The sequence below is a fragment of the Pseudomonas moraviensis genome (assembly GCF_900105805.1).
Lineage (GTDB): Bacteria > Pseudomonadota > Gammaproteobacteria > Pseudomonadales > Pseudomonadaceae > Aquipseudomonas > Aquipseudomonas moraviensis_A.
Map to the genome: position 1 here is coordinate 5,183,533 of NZ_LT629788.1, position 18,335 is coordinate 5,201,867.

The following is an 18,335-nucleotide window of genomic DNA, read 5'->3' on the forward strand; positions in this document are numbered from 1 at the left end:
CCCTCTCCCTATGGGAGAGGGTTAGGGTGAGGGGCTCTTGCTCTTCGCTTTAGCCCTTGCCCTTGGTCCGGGTCATATTCGGCCCGCCATTCTTTTCCAGGTGTTCGATGATGATCCCGGCCACGTTCTTGCCGGTGGTAGTCTCGATCCCTTCCAGTCCCGGCGACGAATTCACTTCCATCACCAGCGGCCCGTGATTGGAACGCAGGATATCCACGCCCGCCACCGCCAGACCCATCACCTTGGCGGCGCGTAACGCGGTCATGCGTTCTTCCGGGGTGATCTTGATCAGGCTGGCGCTGCCGCCGCGATGCAGATTGGAACGGAACTCCCCCGGTTTGGCCTGGCGCTTCATCGCCGCGATCACCTTGTCGCCGACCACGAAGCAGCGGATATCCGCGCCGCCGGCTTCCTTGATGTATTCCTGGACCATGATGTTCTGCTTCAGGCCCATGAACGCTTCGATCACCGACTCTGCCGCTGTTGCGGTTTCGCACAGCACCACGCCGATGCCCTGAGTGCCTTCGAGCACCTTGATCACCAGCGGTGCGCCGTTGACCATGGCGATCAGGTCGGGAATATCGTCTGGCGAGTGGGCAAAACCGGTGACCGGCAAACCGATTCCGCGCCGCGACAGCAGCTGCAACGAACGCAATTTATCCCGGGAGCGAGCAATGGCCACCGACTCGTTGAGCGGGAACACGCCCATCATTTCGAACTGACGCAACACCGCGCAGCCGTAGAACGTCACCGACGCGCCGATCCGCGGGATCACCGCATCAAAACCTTCCAGCGGTTTGCCGCGGTAGTGGATCTGCGGCTTGTGGCTGGCAATGTTCATGTAGGCGCGCAAGGTGTCGATCACCACCATTTCATGCCCGCGCTCGATTCCGGCTTCGACCAGACGGCGGGTGGAATACAGACGCGGATTACGCGACAGCACAGCGATCTTCATGCAACACCTGTGGAAGAGGTAGATACCGGGAACACCGGCTTGTCTTGTACATATTTGATGCCCGGATTGACCACCAACTGGCCATCGATCAGGGCTTTGGAGCCGAGCAACAGGCGATAGCGCATGGACTTGCGGCAGGCCAGGGTGAATTCCACCGGCCAGACCCGATCACCCAGGGCCAGCGTGGTGCTTATCACGTAGCGCACCTGCGCATGGCCATTGGAGCTTTTGATGGTTTTGCGCGTGACCAGCGGGGCTTCGCAGCGCCGGTGACGCAATTGCACCACCGTGCCCAGGTGCGCGGTGAAGCGCACCCATTTCTCGCCGTCGCGCTCGAACGGTTCGATATCGGTGGCGTGCAGGCTGGAAGTGCTGGCGCCGGTGTCGATTTTCGCGCGCAGGCCGGCGACTCCCAGGCCCGGGAGCGCCACCCACTCGCGCAGACCGACAACGGTCAAATGATCAAATGTCTTCAAAGAAAAAAACCAAGAGTTAACGCTTCCAGGCCTCGTCTGGCACCCGGGGCAACGCTTTGAACGCAGGTTTGGCGAACCAGTAGCCCTGCATCAGAAATATTCCACAGTCCGCGAGGAAATCCCGTTCCCCGACGCTCTCGATGCCCTCGGCGATGACTGTAACGTTCAACTCCGCACACATTGTGACAATCCCCCGCACGATCACCTGACGGACACGGTCTTGATCGACATCGCGGATCAGCGCCATGTCGAGTTTGATCAGGTCCGGTTGGAAATCAGCCAGCAGATTGAGCCCCGAATAGCCGGCACCGAAATCGTCGATGGCGGTCTTGAAGCCGAATTCGCGGTATTCACGCAGAATATTGGTCAAATGGCGATAATTATCTACGTGCTCGATTTCCAGGGTTTCGAAAATCAGCCGGTCGATCGGAAAGTTGTGTTTTCGTGCGGCCTCCAGCGTGCTGCGAATGCACAGCTCTGGACGGTAGACGGCGTTGGGCAAAAAGTTGATCGACAAGTGTGTCTGCATATTAAGACTGGCCGCACCTTCGATGGCGCGGGTCCGGCAGAGCTGGTCGAAACGGTAGCGATTGTCTTCTGTAACCTGATTTAACACGGACAGTGCGCCTTCTCCTGCGATGCCTCGCACCAGTGCTTCGTGGGCAAACACGGACTGATCGCGCAGGTCGACGATCGGCTGGAAGGCGAAGGCAAAATCGAAGTCCAGCGGCTCGCTTTGCTGACAGCCCTGGCAACCGCCCTTGGGCGAGGTCAATGAAGTCGGGAATTTTGTCACTCGGTCACTCCAGGCCGGTCATGCGGCGAAGATCACAGTCTATCTGGTGGGCCGAGTTCTTGCGCCCGACAGAAACGGTAGTACAGTTCCGACTACTGGCTGAACGAGGAATTCATATGGCGCAGAAACAGGAGGAGGACGACAAGGTCCGCCTCGATAAATGGCTATGGGCGGCACGCTTCTATAAAACCCGTGCCCTGGCCAAAGCGGCCATTGAAAGTGGCAAGGTGCACTGTCGTGGCGAACGCTGCAAACCGGGCAAGGAACCACGCATAGGCGATGAGTTCGAAATTCGCACCGGCTTCGAAGTGCGCACCGTGAGGGTCGAGGCCTTGTCGATCGTGCGTCGGGGCGCACCCGAGGCGCAGACCTTGTACGCCGAGACCGAGGCGAGTATCGCCAAGCGTGAAGCGGCTGCGGCAATGCGCAGGGCAGGGTCGTTGGGCGTGAGCACCGATGGCAAGCCGAGCAAGAAGCAGCGGCGCGATCTGTTCAAGTTTCGCGGTAGCAGCAACGAATGACGTGAGTTGAACACTATTGTGGCGAGGGAGCTTGCTCCCGCTGGCGGCCGAAGGACGCCCTGTACCGTCGAGCAGTGCGCCTCAAGCGACAAATGCACCGACCGGTATGGCGACTGTTGCGCAACCGAGCGGGAGCAAGCTCCCTCGCCACAGGTTCATCAGCGTGCGGCAGACACCACACTCATCCGCGACACTAGCGGCAACATGCCCAGCAGTGCGAAAACCGGTGCGGTCAGCTTCAACCAGAAGTTCGACGCGTGCCAGGCAAAGGGCGTGTAGTAACCCCAGCCCAACGCCCAGACCGCCAGCAGCACGCCACCGATGTAATCGTCCTGGCCCCAGTGCGCGCCAGCCACCAGGCGCGGCAACATGAACAGCACTGCCAGACCCCAGATCGTGAAAAACTGGCCGACGGTGCGGCTGAACACGCCCATGAACAACGCCCAGATCAACAGCACCGAGGCATGATCACCCGGGAAACTCTGGCCCGAACGATCCTTCAGCTCCCAGGTTTTTTCCAGATGCGGAAAGTAATCGCTGATGTGCACGGCGCCCTCGATCACCATCGACGGGCTGCTGTGCTGCCAGCCCATGTGATCGGCGAATTTGGAAAACAGCGCGCGAATCACCACCATCAACAGCAGGATCGAGAAAAAACCGAAGAATGCGCGGCGCACGTCGATTGCCCTGAAGACCCAGTCGCCCTTGATCAGCAGCGTCAGCAGAATCAGGCCAACGACAATGTCGAACGGACGCAGACTTGCAATTGCCCAGATGTGGAGCCATATCGGGTTGCTGGCCAGCGGTGCATTCAGCGAGCGGAACAGCCACTCGTCGAAAATCACACACAGCATCTGACCGGTAGGCCATAACCAGAAAGCCAGTAGCGCCAACGGCACTACGTTACACAGAACCAGCCGGCCGAGGTTCCACCTTGATTGGAACAAACCCGGATTGTTCATAAAATGCCTCCCATGGCGAAAAGCGCCGGCACCAAAAAAAGTGCCAGCAAGCGCAAATTTTCACGTTTTGTAACCATTTTGTCATCACATTCAGATACCCAGACCTATGACCGACCTAGCGGATACCGATTTCACTCAACGCTTCATCTTCGATGACAGCGACACTCGCGGCGAACTGGTAGCGCTGGAGCGCAGCTACGCCGAAGTCCTCGCCAAGCACCCGTACCCGGAGCCAGTCGCGCAGTTGCTCGGCGAACTGATGGCGGCCGCGTCGTTGCTGGTCGGCACGCTGAAGTTCGATGGCTTGCTGATCTTGCAGGCGCGTTCGGAAGGGCCGATTCCGCTGCTGATGATCGAGTGCTCCAGCGAGCGCGAAATCCGTGGCCTGGCGCGCTATGACGCCGCGCAGATCGCGGCGGACGCCACCCTCAGCGACCTGATGCCGAACGGCGTTCTCGCCCTGACTGTCGATCCGACTGTGGGCCAGCGCTACCAGGGCATTGTCGATCTCGACGGCGAAACCCTCTCCGATTGCTTCACCAATTATTTCGTCATGTCGCAGCAAGTCGGCACGCGCTTCAAGCTGTTCGCCGACGGTCGTCGTGCCCGTGGCCTGCTGCTGCAGCAATTGCCCGCCGATCGCTTGAAAGACGAAGAAGAACGGGCCGCCAGCTGGCAGCACCTCACCGCACTGGCCAGCACTTTGAGCGCCGATGAGCTGCTCAGCCTGGACAACGAAACCGTGCTCCATCGCCTGTACCACGAAGAGCAGGTGCGCCTGTTCGATGTGCAGCATCTGCGCTTCAGTTGCAGCTGCTCGCGGGAACGCTCTGGCAATGCGCTGGTCAGTCTTGGGCTGGAAGATGCGCTGGCGCTGGCAGCCGAGCAGGGCGGCAAAGTCGAGATCGATTGCCAGTTCTGCAATCAGCAGTACCTGTTCGACGCGGCCGATATCGCTCAATTGTTCGCTGGCGCGGGCGTCGATACGCCGTCAGATACCCGTCACTAAAACGGTTCAGCGCAGGTAAATTCACTGCGTAATGACGGAATATCGCCGTTACGACGGGAGGACCCTACTCTTTTTGGGCTTTTCTGGCATAATCCGGCCCACTTTTTTCGCGGTAGTAGTGCACGACTTTCTACTACAAAACGTTTGGAGCACACTCGGCCAATGGCCGACGGGGAACCTCATGACGCAAGCCAATAACGCCGTGTACACCGATCTGAGTGTTGATGATCTGGTAAAAGAAGCCCTGAATCGCGGTGAAGGCGAGCTTGCCGATACCGGCGCTCTGGTTGTTCGCACCGGTCACCGCACCGGCCGTTCGCCAGTCGACCGTTTCATCGTTGAAGAGCCTTCCACCCAGGCCGCTATCGCCTGGGGCCCGATCAACCGCAAGTTCCCGGCCGACAAGTTCGATGCCCTGTGGGCTCGCGTCGAGGCCTTCAACAATGCGCAAGAGCACTTCGTTTCCCACGTGCATGTAGGCGCGGCGGAGGATCACTACCTGGCCGTGAAAATGACCACGCAGACTGCCTGGCAGAACCTGTTCGGTCGTTGCCTGTTCATCAACCCGGCCCAGTACAACCCGGCTGGCCGCGAAGAATGGCAAGTGCTCAACGTCGCCAACTTCGAGTGCGTGCCTGAGCGTGACGGCACCAACTCCGACGGCTGCGTGATCATCAACTTCGCGCAGAAAAAAGTGCTGATCGCCGGCATGCGTTACGCCGGTGAGATGAAGAAAGCCATGTTCTCGGTGCAGAACTTCCTGCTGCCGGCCGCTGACGTGCTGCCAATGCACTGCGCTGCCAACATCGGCGAAGACGGCGACGTGACCCTGTTCTTCGGTCTGTCGGGCACTGGTAAAACCACCCTGTCGGCCGACGAAAGCCGTTACCTGATCGGTGACGACGAACACGGGTGGGGCGAAGGCGTGGTGTTCAACATCGAAGGCGGTTGCTATGCCAAGTGCATCGACCTCTCCGAGAAGAACGAGCCGGTCATCTGGAAAGCCATCAAGCACGGCGCGGTGCTGGAAAACGTCGTCATCGACGATGCCAAGCACGCCGACTACGCCGATGTCAGCCTGACCCAGAACAGCCGAGCGGCGTATCCGCTGGAGCACGTTGCCAAGCGTTCCGAGAAGAACCTGGGTGGCGAGCCAAACGCGGTGATCTTCCTGACCTGCGACCTGACCGGCGTACTGCCGCCAGTGTCGATCCTCAACGAAGAACAAGCGGCCTACCACTTCCTGTCCGGCTACACCGCACTGGTGGGCTCGACTGAAATGGGTTCGGGCAGCGGCATCAAGTCGACCTTCTCGACCTGCTTCGGCGCACCGTTCTTCCCGCGTCCGGCTGGTGAATACGCCGAGCTGCTGATCAAGCGCATCCGCGGCTTCGGCTCCAAGGTCTACCTGGTCAACACCGGCTGGACCGGCGGTGGCTACGGCGTCGGCCAACGCTTCAACATCCCGACCACCCGCGCAGTGATCGCCGCTATCCAGAGCGGCGCTCTGATCGGTGCAGCCACCGAGCACCTCGACACCATCAACCTCGACGTGCCACTGGCCGTTCCGGGCGTCGACACCAACCTGCTCAACCCACGCAACACCTGGGCTGACAAGGCTGCGTACGACGAGGCAGCGAAAGCACTGGCCGGTCTGTTCATCGAGAACTTCAAGAAGTTCGAAGTGAGCGACGCGATCAAGGCTGCTGGGCCGAAGTTGTAAGTAGTGGTTTGCAGTGAATAAAAAACCGCCCTTTGGGGCGGTTTTTTATTTTCGATTTAAAATGCAGCCTGGTTGGCCTCAAAAACTGGACTTTGGCTTTGGCTTGGCTACTTCTTCAGAACCTGTCAATCAGCAAGTGCACTGAGCACATGGACAGGATCGTTATGAATGGCCTTGAGCAATGCTTTAGCCGGGCCAGTCGGCTGACGACGACCTTGCTCCCAATTGCGTAACGTCCCGAGCTGGACATCAATCAAGGCTGCGAACTTTGCCTGCGTCATTCCCGTCGCTTTGCGAATCTGTTTAACCTGTAATGCATCCACATGAAATTCGCGGGAAGGTTTTTTTTCACCCCGAAGAATCTCATCCATTTCCTGCACGCTTTCCATCAGCTCATCAAAAAATTTGCTCATGGTTACCTCCAGTTTCCAATCATGGCCTTCAGTGCTTTCCGTTCGTCATGAGTAAGATCCTGCTGCTCATTTTTTGAGTAAATCATCAACAACGCGATCTGTGATGCTGAAACGAAGTGGTAGTAGATGACCCGTGCTCCTCCTCGTTTACCGTGGCCTTTGGAGGCGACTCGTGCTTTACGCACCCCCCCGGTCCCTTCGATTACATCGCCAATGGACGGGTCTGCGACCAGCTGCTTTTGAAAGGTGGCGTAGGCATCGTCGTCCAGTAACTCTCTTACTCGGCGGGTAAAGACTGAAGTCTCAATAAAAATCATGGTCAATGTACGCCAGTGACTTACTTTCAGGCAATGCTGAAGTGTTGATGAGGATGATTGGTGCTTGATCGCCGACAGAGATCGGCGGTGATAGGGCTGCTCGGCTTAGGCCGGCGCTTTCCAGTTGAGCATTTGTGTCTGTGCGACTTGCAGCAGGTCGCAGCCGTCCTGGGTCAGCAGGTACAGGGCGTGGGTGATGTGGGGGATGTCTTCGACGTCGGCTTGTTTGAAGCTCAGGCAGTACAGGGTTTGCAGAAGGTCGCTTGAGGCGCGCAGGCGCTGGACGGCGCACTCGAGGATGTCCTGCGGGTTGGCTTGTGTGTCGATGATCAGCGGTTTGCTGTCGGTGAGGTTTGATTCGAGTGGGCGGTAGCGATCGGTGGTGTATTGACTGCGTGCTTTCATTTTTCGACCCTCGGATGCTGCAAATGAAGCCGCCACATCGTGACCAAGCGACAGGAGGCGACTGTGTTCGGGTTGGTCAACCGGTGAGGATCGTGCACATACCCGGCACACCCGAGGGTGTCCCAAACACAGTCACCATAAACTGCAGGCAAATGAGTGCCCGCAGCATACAGTGCATGCGTATACACGAACCAATCGGGTGACCAAGCCCGAGTCGCTGAACACACAGCGACGCCCACGACTATAGGTTCGCACCACCAGCTCGCGATAGCCGACAAGGCATCACGTGAAGTAGGAACGGGACGAACTCTTTGCCGGACGTGGCTATCGATTCTTCAACGTTTTTCAACGCAGATGCTGGTAACCGGAAATATCCAGCAGGCTCGTGGTCAGTCCGGTTGCCGGCCGGTAGATCGTGCCTTTGACTGCCGAGAACGGCACGCCTTTGCTGCCCAGCGAGACATAGCGCTCGCCTTTGTCCAGCTCGGTGAAATAGGTGTAGGACTGGCTGTGCATCTTCTTGTAGCGAGCTTCGTCGCTGACGATGGCGCCGGTGAATCGGAGCAGGTCGGCATTGCTCAGGTTGAGGGTCTTGCTCAGTGGGACGCCCCAGCGTTTGAGGCAGGTTTCGGCGAAATGGCGAACGATGCGGCCGGGCTCGATCAGGGCGTTGAGGTCGCTGCCGCTGGTGGGGTCGCCCCCAAGGGCTGTAGCGTTGCCAGCGAGGGTGGTGTGGCGACCGGCCATTGGGTAGATCGAGGTCCTGGTACCCGTGGCTGTTTGTGGAATCACGCAACTGAAGCCTTTCGAGCGCTCGTCGCGGGCATAGAAAGCGATGTATTCCTTGACGTTGGACTGAAGTTTCACCCGGTTTTCCTGAAAGTTGCCGATACCCGGAACTGGATCAATCGCAAATATATTCACCGGAATATGTTTGAGGGCAGCGTCCTTGAACATGGCATTGGCCAACATGTGGCAACTGATCCCCCCACGGCTCCAGCCGACCATATTGACTCGGGTGGGAATGATGCTGTCCTTGCGGAAAGTCTTGATGATCTGTTCCTGTAATTTCTGCTGCGTGATACTCCGCTCGCCATAGTTGTATTGGCGCCACAACCAGGAGCCTTCCACTTTCACATCTTCAATAGGAATGCCTGCGGCTTTCAGACGGTTATATTCTGCCTCGGTAAGTTGTTTACGCTGCCAGGCGCATTTGCCTTTGATGACATTTATGGCGTGTTGCACGTTTTCGTCCCAGCCTTTACCGAACAGGGTTCCGGACAGGCCGTATTCGGAGGTCTTGGTGAACAGGTCATCGGCTTGCAGATTGCCGCTGCCAGGGCCGTCGACGACGATCCAATCGGCAAATTCGCGTCCGCCGTGGTGTGCAGCAAGCGTAGAAACGATTTCGCCATCCCAGAAGCTTTTATGTTTGTCATCAAACTTGTTGGAACCGGTACCGCAGAAAAAAATGGTTAACGTTGTCATGTTGTTGCTCTCGTTTGTTTTAAGAGCAAGTAAATTAGTTTGAGTGGGTTCGCTTGATAAAGTGCCTGGTTGTTTCGATTCTTGTAGATTTGAATAAATCTGTTTTTTGTTTTTTCTGTAATGAAAGTTTTATTGAGCGGAATCGTTAGTTGTCCGGATACTTTATCTACCTGACGATCCCTCGTGTACGCTTGATACCCTGTATCATTCCGTATCGATTTGCCCCCAACCTTTTCTCGACTCGCTGCGATCGCCCGCTAGGCTTTGGGCATGGCAGCAGTCAAAGGAGTGACAGCGAATGCACAACACCCTGGAACAGGTTTTTGGTTATCCACAGTTTCGACCCGGTCAGGAGGCCGCCATCAGCGCGGTGCTGGCGGGGCGCTCGGCGGCGGCGATCTTTCCCACGGGCTCCGGCAAATCGCTTTGCTACCAACTGCCGGCCCTGCTGCTACCGCATCTGACCTTGGTGGTCTCGCCGCTGCTGGCGTTGATGCAGGATCAACTGGCGTTTCTCAAGCGCCACGGCATCTCGGCAGGCAGTATCGATTCGGCGCAGAGCCGCGAGGATGCCAACGACGTCATGGCCCGTGCGCGTTCGGGCGAGCTGAAAATTCTGATGATTTCCGTCGAGCGCCTGAAAAACGAGCGCTTCCGCAATTTTCTGCAACAGGTGCCGATCTCGTTGCTGGTGGTCGATGAAGCACACTGCATTTCCGAGTGGGGTCACAACTTTCGTCCCGACTACCTGAAACTGCCGGACTACCAGCGCCAGTTCAACATCCCCCAGGCCCTGCTGCTTACCGCTACGGCCACACCGAAAGTCATCGCCGACATGCAGACCAAGTTCGCCATTGCCCCGGCAGATGTGGTGACCACTGGTTTTTACCGACCCAACCTCAACCTGCTCGTTGAACCTGTGCGCGGCCACGACAAGCGCCGGCGGCTGGTGGAATGGATGGCCGAGCGCCCCGGGCAACCGAGCATTGTCTACGTCACGTTGCAGAAGACCGCCGAGCACATTGCCGAGCATCTCGAGCGCAACGGTATCCAGGCCGAGGCTTACCACGCAGGTTTGCCCCACGATCAGCGTGAGGACATTCAACGCCGCTTCATGGCCGGGCAGTCCAATTGCATCGTCGCCACCATTGCCTTCGGCATGGGCATCGACAAGAGCGACATTCGCAACGTCGTGCATTTCGATCTGCCCAAATCCATCGAAAACTACAGCCAGGAAATCGGTCGTGCCGGCCGTGACGGTCAGCCCTCTGACTGCCTGGTGCTGGCCAATCGCGACAGCCTCAATGTGCTGGAGAACTTCGTTTACGGCGACACACCCGAGCGCGATGGCATTCGTTATGTACTCGATGAACTGAAAGCTTCGGTGCCTGAGGGGCAGTGGGAGTTTCTGCTCGGGCCATTGGCGGATCAGAGCAATATTCGCTCGTTGCCATTGAAGACGCTGCTGGTGCAGCTGGAACTGCGCGGTCTGATCGCTCCGCGTTACGCCTATTACGCCGAGTATCGCTTCAAATATTTGCTCGAGCCGGAGGCACTGCTCGAGCGTTTTGAAGGCGAGCGCAGGGATTTCGTTGCGGCGATCATCAGAACGTCCGCGCGAGCACGCACTTGGGCCACGGTAGATTTCGAGGCGATGTACTCGCAGTATTCCGCGGAGCGCAATCGCGTGGTGACAGCGCTGGATTACTTCCAGGAAAGAGGCTGGGTCGAGCTTGAGAGCAAGCAGATGACCGAGGTTTACAGCCTGCTGCACAGTGATTTTGCCAGCGATGCCCTGAGCGCTGAGCTGCACGAGTATTTCACCCGCCACGAACAGACTGAGGTGGCGCGGATTCACGCCATGCTCGAGGTGTTCGCCACCGAACGCTGCCTGGGTTATCGCCTGGCCGAATATTTCGGTGATCACAATGCCCCCGAGCGTTGTGGCCATTGTTCGGTGTGTCACGGCCATGTCGCCCGGTTGCCCGAGCCGCCAGCGTTGCCGCCGCTTGTGGATAAAAACTTCGCAGAATTGTGTGATGAATTTATCCACAGGCATGAGCAGCACACTGGGCGCATTCCGTCGGCCGAACGCCTGACGCGATTCCTCTGCGGTATCAGCGTGCCTTTGTTCACCAGGCTCAAGGCGCGCGCGATTCCAGGATTCGCAGCGCTGGAGGAGTATCCCTACGCTGAAGTCCGGGAATGGGCAGACAATCACTTGCTCGATTAGGCAGAGGATCTGTGGGCGCTGCATCCATCCGCTGAATGTCGATCATCACGCTAATAGACTTCAAAAAGCGTCGTGGCCTGACTAAGGTTGGAATCTGTCTTCGGGCCACTCACAAGAGAACAACATGAGCCAGACATCCTTCGAAATCCAGCAGGCTGCGGTGATCGGCGCAGGCACCATGGGCCGTGGCATTGTCATGTGCCTGGCCAATGCCGGCGTGAGCGTGCAGTGGGTGGATAACAATCCACAGATGCTCGAGCAGGCGCTGATGGCGGTCGCCGAAACTTATGCACACAACGTGCGTCAGGGCCGCATCGATCAGGCCGAAGTGGATACCCGTATCGCTCGCGTCTCTGCGGCGGCGGATTACGCGACGATCCGCAATGTCGACCTGGTGATCGAAGCGGTGTACGAAAACCTCGAGCTCAAGCAGAAGATCTTTCGTGAGCTGGATGGCCTGCTCAAGCCTGAAGCTCTGCTGGCGAGCAACACCTCGGCGCTGGATATCGACGCCATTGCCGCTGCGACCCGGCGCCCGGGACAGGTGCTGGGCCTGCACTTCTTCAGCCCGGCGCACATCATGAAACTGCTGGAAATCGTACGCGGCGCGCAAACGTCGCCAGCGGCACTCGACGCCGCCTTGGCACTCGGCAAGCGCATGGGCAAGGTCAGCGTGGTGTCGGGCAACTGCCACGGTTTTATCGGCAATCGCATGCTGCATCCGTATGTACTCGAAGCGCGCAAGATGCTTCTCGAAGGCGCTTATCCACAGCAGGTGGACTCCGCGCTGCAAGGTTTCGGCTTCGCCATGGGGCCGTTTCGCATGTACGACGTGGTCGGTATCGATCTGGAGTGGCGTGCTCGGGAGCTCGCTGGCAAGGGCCAGGATGCGCCGGAGGTCCAGATCGATAACCGCCTGTGCGAAATGGGCCGGTTCGGGCAGAAGTCCGGCAATGGTTATTACCACTACGAGCCGGGCAGTAGGCAGGCCGAGCATGATCCCGAGGTCGATGCACTGGTGCTGCGGGTCAGTGAGGAATTGGGTTTCCAGCGTCGCGACATCGGTCCTGAAGAAATCCTTGAGCGCTGTTTGCTGGCGCTGGTCAATGAAGGCGCGAAGATCCTCCAGGAGGGCATTGCCGGCTCGGCCCATGACATCGATCTGGTGTACTTGAACGGCTATGGTTTTCCAGCGGATAAGGGTGGGCCGATGGCCTGGGCGGATCATCAGGGGCTGGCGGATATCCATCAGCGCCTGCTGGCGCTGGAGACGCGCCAGGGCGATCAGTGGAAGCCGGCGCGGCTGATTGGCGAGCTGGCGGCGCAGGGGAGGGGGTTTGCTGATCGCTGAACAATGCGACGATTGAAACATCGCCTTCGCGAGTAAGCTCGCTCCCACAGGTTCGCGCCGTTCAATGTGGGAGCGAGCCTGCTCGCGAAGGTGCTGCCACGGTTTGAATTAGACTCGCCGAAAAATCCGAAGGAATCCTTGGTCAATGTCCAGCCCGACACCACAACGCTCCGACTACCCTCATTTCCAGCCCATCACCACACGCTGGCACGACAACGATGCCTACGGTCACGTCAACAATGTCACCTACTACAGCTTCTTCGACACGGCGGTGAACACTTATCTGATTCAGGTCGGCGGCCTGGATATTCATGACGGCGAAGTAGTGGGATTGGTGGTCAGTTCGGCGTGCGATTACTTTGCCTCGATCGCTTTCCCCGATCTGATCGAGATCGGACTGCGGGTCGGCAAGCTGGGCAACAGTTCGGTGCAGTACGAGCTGGCGGTGTTCAAGGTCGGCGAAAGCGAGGCGTGTGCGGCGGGGCGGTTTGTGCATGTGTTTGTCGATCGGGCGAGCAATCAGCCAGTGCCGATTCCTGCGAGTTTGCGCGGGGCGCTGGAACGGTTGGTCATCTGATCGCGCAAAAAAAATCGCAGCCCAAGGGGCTGCGATTTTCGTTCAAGCCTTCGCCTCAATGGTGGCGATAGTACTTGTGATGCTTGCGGTGGCCGTAAGCGTGGCCGCGACCCGGGTGACCACGGTCGCGGTAGTAGCGACGGTCATCATGGCGACGGTCGTAACGACGATCATCGTCGTCGCTCTTGTTGCCCATGTAGTTACCCAGCGCGCCGCCCGCGCCGCCACCTGCTGCGGAGCCGATCAGGCTGCCGGTGGTGCCGCCAAGACTGCGGCCAACCACGTTACCGCCGGCTGCACCCAGTGCACCGCCGATGGCCGCTTCGCCACGGCTGCGCTTGTCTGCGCCGACCGCACTACCACCCGCGCCGCCCAGGGCTGCGCCGATGGTGGAACCTGTATTGCCGCCTAACGATTGACCGACGACCGAGCCAAGAACCCCGCCCAATGCGCCGCCCACACCTGCTTCGGTGGTGCCTCCGGCAGAAGCGAAGCCACTGACCAGGCCAAGGGACAACAAGAGAATCGAGGAGAACTTCATAGAGGATGAGCCTCAAAGGGATGACGGCGCCGATCCTGAGGCTCTGCATTGGGCGTGACAATCAAAATCCGACGAATAACACGACATGTATACAATATTGCAAGTTACTGTTTTTTCACCGGAACTTAACCGATTTTCGCCGGTCTTTAGCTACTTCGGACAGGCCGTTTTTATACAAAAACGGCCTTTTTTGTGGGCGGTCGAAAAATGTTGAGTGCCGAGACATTCGGTGAATCGGCTACCGCCATCGCGAGCAGGCTCACTCCTACAGTGACCGCGTTTCTACAGACAGGACACGGTCAATTGTAGGAGTGAGCCTGCTCGCGATAGCATCGTCCAGTCACCGCATCAAGCAGACTTGGCCATGATCAACCCAGTCTCACTCGCCGCTTCCAGCCGGATCGCAATGAACTTCGAGGTCGGCGTATGGCTGCCATCGCCAGTGCTTTCAAGCGGCACCAGCGGATTGACTTCCGGATAGTACGCCGCCGCCTGCCCGGCAGGGATGTCGAACGCCAACAATGTAAACCCTTTCACCCGGCGCTCGCGCCCGTCGTCCCAGATCGACACGATGTCAGCCTTCTGCCCCGGACGGAAGCCCAGACGAATGATGTCGGCCTCGTTGGCGAACAGCACGTCACGTTGGCCCTTCACGCCGCGATAACGGTCATCAAGTCCATAAATCGTCGTGTTGTACTGATCGTGAGAACGCATCGATTGCAGGATCAGATCCGGCACCTGGCCGGTGGCACGGGTGCGCTCGTGGACCAGATCTTTCGGCAACTGGTTGGCGCGGAAGTTGGCCCGGCCTGACGGCGTGTTCCACTTGCGTGCACCAGCGGAGTTGCCCAGATAGAAGCCGCCCGGGTTTTTGATCTTCTCGTTGAAGTCTTTGAAGTTCGGGATGGTGTCGGCGATCAGTTCGCGAATGCGCCCGTAATCGGCCACCAGCCAGTTCCAGTCGACCGGTTGGCTGCCCAGAGTGGCGGCGGCGATGCCGGCGATGATCGACGGCTCCGAGCGCATCTGGTTCGACAGCGGCTGCAATTGGCCGTTGGAAGCGTGGACCATGCTGAACGAGTCCTCCACGGTCACTGCTTGCGCGCCTTCGGTCTGGATGTCGATATCGGTACGGCCCAGGCACGGCAGGATCAGCGCATCCTTGCCGTGAGCGAGGTGGCTGCGGTTGAGTTTGGTGCTGATCTGCACGGTCAGGTCGCAGTTGCGCAGTGCTTCAAAGGTACGCGAGCTGTCCGGGGTGGCCTGGGCAAAGTTGCCGCCCAACCCAATGAACACCTTGGCGCGACCTTCGGCCATCGCATGAATCGCCTCGACCACGTTGTGGCCGTTATGACGCGGCACCTTGAACTGGAAGCGACGTTCCAGCGAATCGAGGAACCCCACCGGCGGACGCTCGTTGATGCCCATGGTGCGGTCGCCCTGCACGTTGCTGTGACCGCGTACCGGGCACAGACCGGCGCCCGGCTTGCCGATGTTGCCGCGCAACAACATCAGGTTGGCGATCTCCTGAATGGTCGGCACCGAATGGCGGTGCTGGGTGATGCCCATGGCCCAGCACATGATCACGTTCTTGCCTTTGGCGTACATGCGCGCGGCTTGCTCGATCTCGACCAGCGTCAGGCCGGACTGCTCGACGATCTGCTCCCACGAGGTGTCGTCGACAGTGGCGAGATACTCCAGCACGTTGGCGCTGTGGGCATTGAGGAAATCATGGTCGAACACCGCCGGCTCGCCAGCCTTCTGCGCATCGCGCTCCCATTGCAGAAGGAACTTGGCCATGCCCCGTAGCACGGCCATGTCGCCGCCGAGTGCCGGGCGGAAGTAGGCGGTGTTGGTCGGCTTGTCGCCGTTGGTGAGCATTTCGATCGGGTGCTGTGGATGCTGGAAACGCTCCAGGCCCCGCTCCTTCAGCGGGTTGATGCACACCACCTGGGCGCCGCGTTTCACCGCTTCACGCAACGGTTCGAGCATGCGCGGATGGTTGGTGCCGGGGTTCTGGCCCCAGACGAAAATCGCGTCGGCGTGTTCGAAGTCATCGAAGGTCACCGTGCCTTTGCCGACACCGACGCTCTGCGCCAGCGCCACGCCGCTGGCCTCGTGGCACATGTTCGAGCAGTCAGGGAAATTGTTGGTGCCGTAAGCCCGTACGAACAACTGATACAGATACGCCGCTTCGTTGCTGGCACGCCCCGAGGTGTAGAACTCGGCCTGATCCGGGCTCGGCAGATTGCGCAGGTGCTTGCCGATCAGGGCGAAGGCATCTTCCCAATTGATCGGCTTGTAGCGATCGGACTCGGCGTCGTAAACCATCGGCTCGGTCAGACGGCCCTGATATTCCAGCCAGTAGTCGCTCTGCTCCAGCAGCGACGTGACGCTGTGCTTGGCGAAGAATTTCGCATCGACGCGACGCTTGGTCGCTTCCCAGTTCACCGCTTTGGCGCCGTTCTCGCAGAACTTGACCATGCCGCTTTCCGGCGAATCACCCCAGGCACAACCCGGGCAGTCAAAGCCGCCGTTCTGGTTGGTCTTGAGCATCATGCGCAGGTTTTTCAAGGCGTTGTCGCTGGTCAACCACGCCTGGGCCACACTGATCAGGGCGCCCCAGCCGCCGGCGGCGCCTTTGTAAGGCTTGTAGCGCGGAACAGGTTTCTGGTCGGCTTGATGATGTTGGCTCACGCTTGATTCTCCATCGCGGGGCTGTACACCCGCGGCGCACTTTTCTGCGGCAGGTGGATGAGATTGAGGTTGTGGCGCCGGGCCCATTGCACGGCCAGGCCGGTGGGTGCCGACAGGCTGACCAGGGTCTGGATGCCGGCACGCAGGACTTTCTGGATCAGTTCGAGGCTGCAACGGCTGGTGACAATCGCCAGCCCACCCTCGGTGGAAATTTTCTGGCGAATCAAACCGCCGATCAGCTTGTCCAGCGCGTTGTGCCGGCCGATGTCTTCGCGGCCGAGCAGCAATTCACCGCTGGCATTCATGAACACCGCCGCATGCACCGCGCCGCAGTGCTGGCCCAGCGGCTGGAACGCGCCGATGCGCTGGCGCAGGCCATCTAGCCACTCGATCGGTGGCAACGCTGCGCCCGGCAACACTTTAAGATCGGGCAACGCCTGTTCCACCGCTTCGACGCCGCAGAGTCCGCAACCGCTGGTGCCGGCCAACTGCCGACGCTGCTGCTTGAGATTCCAGAACGCCCGGTTGGCGATGGTCACCTGCGCGTATTGCGCCGAGCCTGCACCCGTTAGTTGCAGATCATAGATATCGCTGGCGTCTTCGATGATGCCGCTGCCAAGACTGAAACCGACGATGAAATCTTCAAGGTCAGTCGGGGTGACCAGCATCACTGCCTGACTGATGCCGTTGTAGGCGATCGCCAACGCAACTTCCTCGGCCAGCGCGGTGCTGGCCGATGCCTCGAAGGATAAATCGCTGTAGCTGTAGGTCTGGCTGGCGGCAGGCGCGGGCGTTTCGATTGCTGGCGCCGCGCAGGCAGGACGCTTGGCGTTCATGGCATCACCGACGGTTTGATCTAGGTCAAGACTAGGCGCGGCAAGTTGTCGCGTCTAATCGCTATTACCGATCTACCGATAGATGCCGTCGATCAAGCGTCTTTTGGCGATTTTTGATACAGCGCGAAACACGCCTCAGCCAGCGCTGAGCGCGGCGCACCACGGCGCATGATCAGGCCCAGCGGAGCGAGGGTGTGGGCATTCTCGATGGGTTGCAGACGCAGATGATCGGCGAGGGTTTCCGCGCCGCCGTCGAGCGGCATGATCGCGCAGCAAAAGCCGCCGTGTACCGCTTGCAGCAATTGATGCACGGCGTCGGTTTGCAGCAGCGGCTGCGGCGTCAGGCCCCGACTGTGGAAGTTGTGGTCGATGGACTGGCGAAAATGCATGCCGCTGGTGAGCATGCACAGCGGCAGCTCGATCAGCGATTCCCAGCTCAGGGGCGCTTCGCCGAAGCTGAACGAGCGCTCGTCGTAGAGCAGGCCCATGCGGGTCTCGTTGAAGGCCAGCGAATCGAAGCGCTCACTGTCCAGACGCTCCAGATAGGAAACGCCGATGTCGATGCGGTTGTTCGCCAAGTGTTCGAGCACCTGCTCGGAGCTTAGCGAGGACAGCTCGAAGCGCAGTTCCGGGTGCGCTGCGTGCAGACGCTGCATCAACGGTAATGGATCGAAACTCGACAGCGGCACCACACCCAGGCGCAGCGTACCGATCAGATTGCCGCGACAGGCCGCCGCTTCCGCCTGCAAGCCGTCGTAGGCCGCCAGTACCGTGCGCGCCCAGGCCAGCACACGCTCGCCCGGCGCGGTGAAGCCTTCGAAGCGCTGGCCGCGGTTGACCAGTGGCAGATCAAGTTCTTCTTCAAGGCTGCGCAAACGCATCGACAGGGTCGGCTGGGTGATGTGGCAGCGCGCGGCGGCCTGACCGAAATGGCGGGTTTCGTCGAGGGCGATGAGGAATTTCAGCTGCTTGATGTCCATCTTCGCTCCGGGCGGTTGGCGGGGTGTGGCGATTCTACCGCCTGCGGCGCGGCAG

General features: G+C 59.3%; 18 protein-coding genes. 6 read left to right on the forward strand and 12 right to left on the reverse strand.

Annotation, left to right across the window (positions count from 1 at the left end; all coding sequences use genetic code 11):
- Nucleotides 1-49: 49 nt before the first annotated feature.
- From rimK to BLU71_RS23265, 3 genes are read right to left on the reverse strand one after another with little or no spacing between them, the layout of a single operon-like run.
- A complete protein-coding gene (gene rimK / locus BLU71_RS23255; protein ID WP_024011184.1) occupies nt 50-955 on the reverse strand; it encodes a 30S ribosomal protein S6--L-glutamate ligase in 906 nt (301 codons plus the stop codon).
- Entirely contained in the window at nt 952-1,413 is a 462-nt protein-coding gene (locus BLU71_RS23260; RefSeq protein ID WP_172667902.1) for an ATP-dependent zinc protease, read from the reverse strand. Before BLU71_RS23260 ends, rimK begins: the two co-directional genes overlap by 4 nt.
- 34 nt (nt 1,414-1,447) lie before the next feature.
- On the reverse strand, nt 1,448-2,227 hold the full coding sequence (locus BLU71_RS23265; protein WP_042608582.1) for an EAL domain-containing protein: 780 nt from the start codon (nt 2,225-2,227) through the stop codon (nt 1,448-1,450).
- 116 nt (nt 2,228-2,343) lie between these two features.
- On the opposite strand from BLU71_RS23265, the gene BLU71_RS23270 reads away from it, so the two are divergent.
- Entirely contained in the window at nt 2,344-2,748 is a 405-nt protein-coding gene (locus BLU71_RS23270) for an RNA-binding S4 domain-containing protein (RefSeq protein ID WP_064363401.1), read from the forward strand.
- 158 nt (nt 2,749-2,906) lie between these two features.
- Here the strand turns inward: BLU71_RS23270 and BLU71_RS23275 are convergent, their stop codons facing one another.
- The gene (locus BLU71_RS23275; RefSeq protein WP_064363400.1) at nt 2,907-3,710 is read right to left on the reverse strand and encodes a phosphatase PAP2 family protein; all 804 of its coding nucleotides are present in this window, start codon (nt 3,708-3,710) and stop codon (nt 2,907-2,909) included.
- A 106-nt stretch (nt 3,711-3,816) separates the two neighbouring features.
- Between BLU71_RS23275 and hslO the strand changes: the two genes are divergently transcribed.
- Nucleotides 3,817-4,719: an Hsp33 family molecular chaperone HslO gene (gene hslO, locus BLU71_RS23280; protein WP_083353975.1), complete on the forward strand. Its 903-nt coding sequence runs from the start codon at nt 3,817-3,819 to the stop codon at nt 4,717-4,719.
- Between the two features lie 181 nt (nt 4,720-4,900).
- Entirely contained in the window at nt 4,901-6,442 is a 1,542-nt protein-coding gene (locus tag BLU71_RS23285) for a phosphoenolpyruvate carboxykinase (protein WP_016772179.1), read from the forward strand.
- Nucleotides 6,443-6,567: 125 nt separating this feature from the next.
- On the opposite strand, the gene nadS is transcribed toward BLU71_RS23285, so the two are convergent.
- The 4 genes from nadS to BLU71_RS23305 form a co-directional block, all read right to left on the reverse strand.
- Nucleotides 6,568-6,855 (reverse strand): NadS family protein, encoded by a 288-nt coding sequence (gene nadS, locus BLU71_RS23290; RefSeq protein WP_064363398.1) that lies wholly within the window; start codon nt 6,853-6,855, stop codon nt 6,568-6,570.
- Nucleotides 6,856-6,857: 2 nt separating this feature from the next.
- Complete coding sequence (locus tag BLU71_RS23295; protein ID WP_083353976.1) at nt 6,858-7,172, reverse strand: type II toxin-antitoxin system RelE/ParE family toxin; 315 nt, start codon at nt 7,170-7,172, stop codon at nt 6,858-6,860.
- Between the two features lie 105 nt (nt 7,173-7,277).
- Nucleotides 7,278-7,577, reverse strand: coding sequence for a hypothetical protein (locus BLU71_RS23300; RefSeq protein ID WP_064363396.1), 300 nt, complete (start codon nt 7,575-7,577; stop codon nt 7,278-7,280).
- Nucleotides 7,578-7,922: 345 nt separating this feature from the next.
- On the reverse strand, nt 7,923-9,065 hold the full coding sequence (locus tag BLU71_RS23305; protein ID WP_083353977.1) for a hypothetical protein: 1,143 nt from the start codon (nt 9,063-9,065) through the stop codon (nt 7,923-7,925).
- 298 nt (nt 9,066-9,363) lie between these two features.
- On the opposite strand from BLU71_RS23305, the gene BLU71_RS23310 reads away from it, so the two are divergent.
- The 3 genes from BLU71_RS23310 to BLU71_RS23320 all read left to right on the forward strand — a co-directional run bounded on the left by BLU71_RS23310 (nt 9,364) and on the right by BLU71_RS23320 (nt 13,226).
- Complete coding sequence (locus BLU71_RS23310; RefSeq protein WP_083353978.1) at nt 9,364-11,298, forward strand: RecQ family ATP-dependent DNA helicase; 1,935 nt, start codon at nt 9,364-9,366, stop codon at nt 11,296-11,298.
- A 124-nt stretch (nt 11,299-11,422) separates the two neighbouring features.
- Nucleotides 11,423-12,649 carry a 3-hydroxyacyl-CoA dehydrogenase gene (locus BLU71_RS23315; protein ID WP_083353979.1) on the forward strand — a complete coding sequence of 409 codons (1,227 nt, stop codon included), beginning with the start codon at nt 11,423-11,425 and terminating at the stop codon, nt 12,647-12,649.
- A gap of 145 nt (nt 12,650-12,794) precedes the next feature.
- Complete coding sequence (locus tag BLU71_RS23320) at nt 12,795-13,226, forward strand: acyl-CoA thioesterase (protein WP_042608591.1); 432 nt, start codon at nt 12,795-12,797, stop codon at nt 13,224-13,226.
- 55 nt (nt 13,227-13,281) lie between these two features.
- On the opposite strand, the gene BLU71_RS23325 is transcribed toward BLU71_RS23320, so the two are convergent.
- From BLU71_RS23325 to BLU71_RS23340, 4 genes are all read right to left on the reverse strand, one after another.
- Nucleotides 13,282-13,767: a glycine zipper domain-containing protein gene (locus BLU71_RS23325; RefSeq protein WP_039756448.1), complete on the reverse strand. Its 486-nt coding sequence runs from the start codon at nt 13,765-13,767 to the stop codon at nt 13,282-13,284.
- 348 nt (nt 13,768-14,115) lie between these two features.
- On the reverse strand, nt 14,116-16,464 hold the full coding sequence (locus BLU71_RS23330) for an FdhF/YdeP family oxidoreductase (protein WP_083353980.1): 2,349 nt from the start codon (nt 16,462-16,464) through the stop codon (nt 14,116-14,118).
- Nucleotides 16,461-17,300, reverse strand: a complete 840-nt coding sequence (fdhD, locus tag BLU71_RS23335; RefSeq protein WP_042608593.1) for a formate dehydrogenase accessory sulfurtransferase FdhD — start codon at nt 17,298-17,300, stop codon at nt 16,461-16,463. Before fdhD ends, BLU71_RS23330 begins: the two co-directional genes overlap by 4 nt.
- Nucleotides 17,301-17,392: 92 nt before the next feature.
- Entirely contained in the window at nt 17,393-18,280 is an 888-nt protein-coding gene (locus BLU71_RS23340) for a LysR family transcriptional regulator (RefSeq protein WP_064363390.1), read from the reverse strand.
- Nucleotides 18,281-18,335: the final 55 nt, after the last annotated feature.

Bases quoted from the DNA above. Each gene is read 5' to 3' on its own strand.
- rimK (WP_024011184.1), bottom strand. From the start codon at position 955: ATGAAGATCGCTGTGCTGTCGCGTAATCCGCGTCTGTATTCCACCCGC.
- BLU71_RS23270 (WP_064363401.1), top strand. From the start codon at position 2,344: ATGGCGCAGAAACAGGAGGAGGACGACAAGGTCCGCCTCGATAAATGG.
- BLU71_RS23275 (WP_064363400.1), bottom strand. From the start codon at position 3,710: ATGAACAATCCGGGTTTGTTCCAATCAAGGTGGAACCTCGGCCGGCTG.
- hslO (WP_083353975.1), top strand. From the start codon at position 3,817: ATGACCGACCTAGCGGATACCGATTTCACTCAACGCTTCATCTTCGAT.
- BLU71_RS23285 (WP_016772179.1), top strand. From the start codon at position 4,901: ATGACGCAAGCCAATAACGCCGTGTACACCGATCTGAGTGTTGATGAT.
- nadS (WP_064363398.1), bottom strand. From the start codon at position 6,855: ATGAGCAAATTTTTTGATGAGCTGATGGAAAGCGTGCAGGAAATGGAT.
- BLU71_RS23295 (WP_083353976.1), bottom strand. From the start codon at position 7,172: ATGATTTTTATTGAGACTTCAGTCTTTACCCGCCGAGTAAGAGAGTTA.
- BLU71_RS23300 (WP_064363396.1), bottom strand. From the start codon at position 7,577: ATGAAAGCACGCAGTCAATACACCACCGATCGCTACCGCCCACTCGAA.
- BLU71_RS23305 (WP_083353977.1), bottom strand. From the start codon at position 9,065: ATGACAACGTTAACCATTTTTTTCTGCGGTACCGGTTCCAACAAGTTT.
- BLU71_RS23310 (WP_083353978.1), top strand. From the start codon at position 9,364: ATGCACAACACCCTGGAACAGGTTTTTGGTTATCCACAGTTTCGACCC.
- BLU71_RS23315 (WP_083353979.1), top strand. From the start codon at position 11,423: ATGAGCCAGACATCCTTCGAAATCCAGCAGGCTGCGGTGATCGGCGCA.
- BLU71_RS23320 (WP_042608591.1), top strand. From the start codon at position 12,795: ATGTCCAGCCCGACACCACAACGCTCCGACTACCCTCATTTCCAGCCC.
- BLU71_RS23325 (WP_039756448.1), bottom strand. From the start codon at position 13,767: ATGAAGTTCTCCTCGATTCTCTTGTTGTCCCTTGGCCTGGTCAGTGGC.
- fdhD (WP_042608593.1), bottom strand. From the start codon at position 17,300: ATGAACGCCAAGCGTCCTGCCTGCGCGGCGCCAGCAATCGAAACGCCC.
- BLU71_RS23340 (WP_064363390.1), bottom strand. From the start codon at position 18,280: ATGGACATCAAGCAGCTGAAATTCCTCATCGCCCTCGACGAAACCCGC.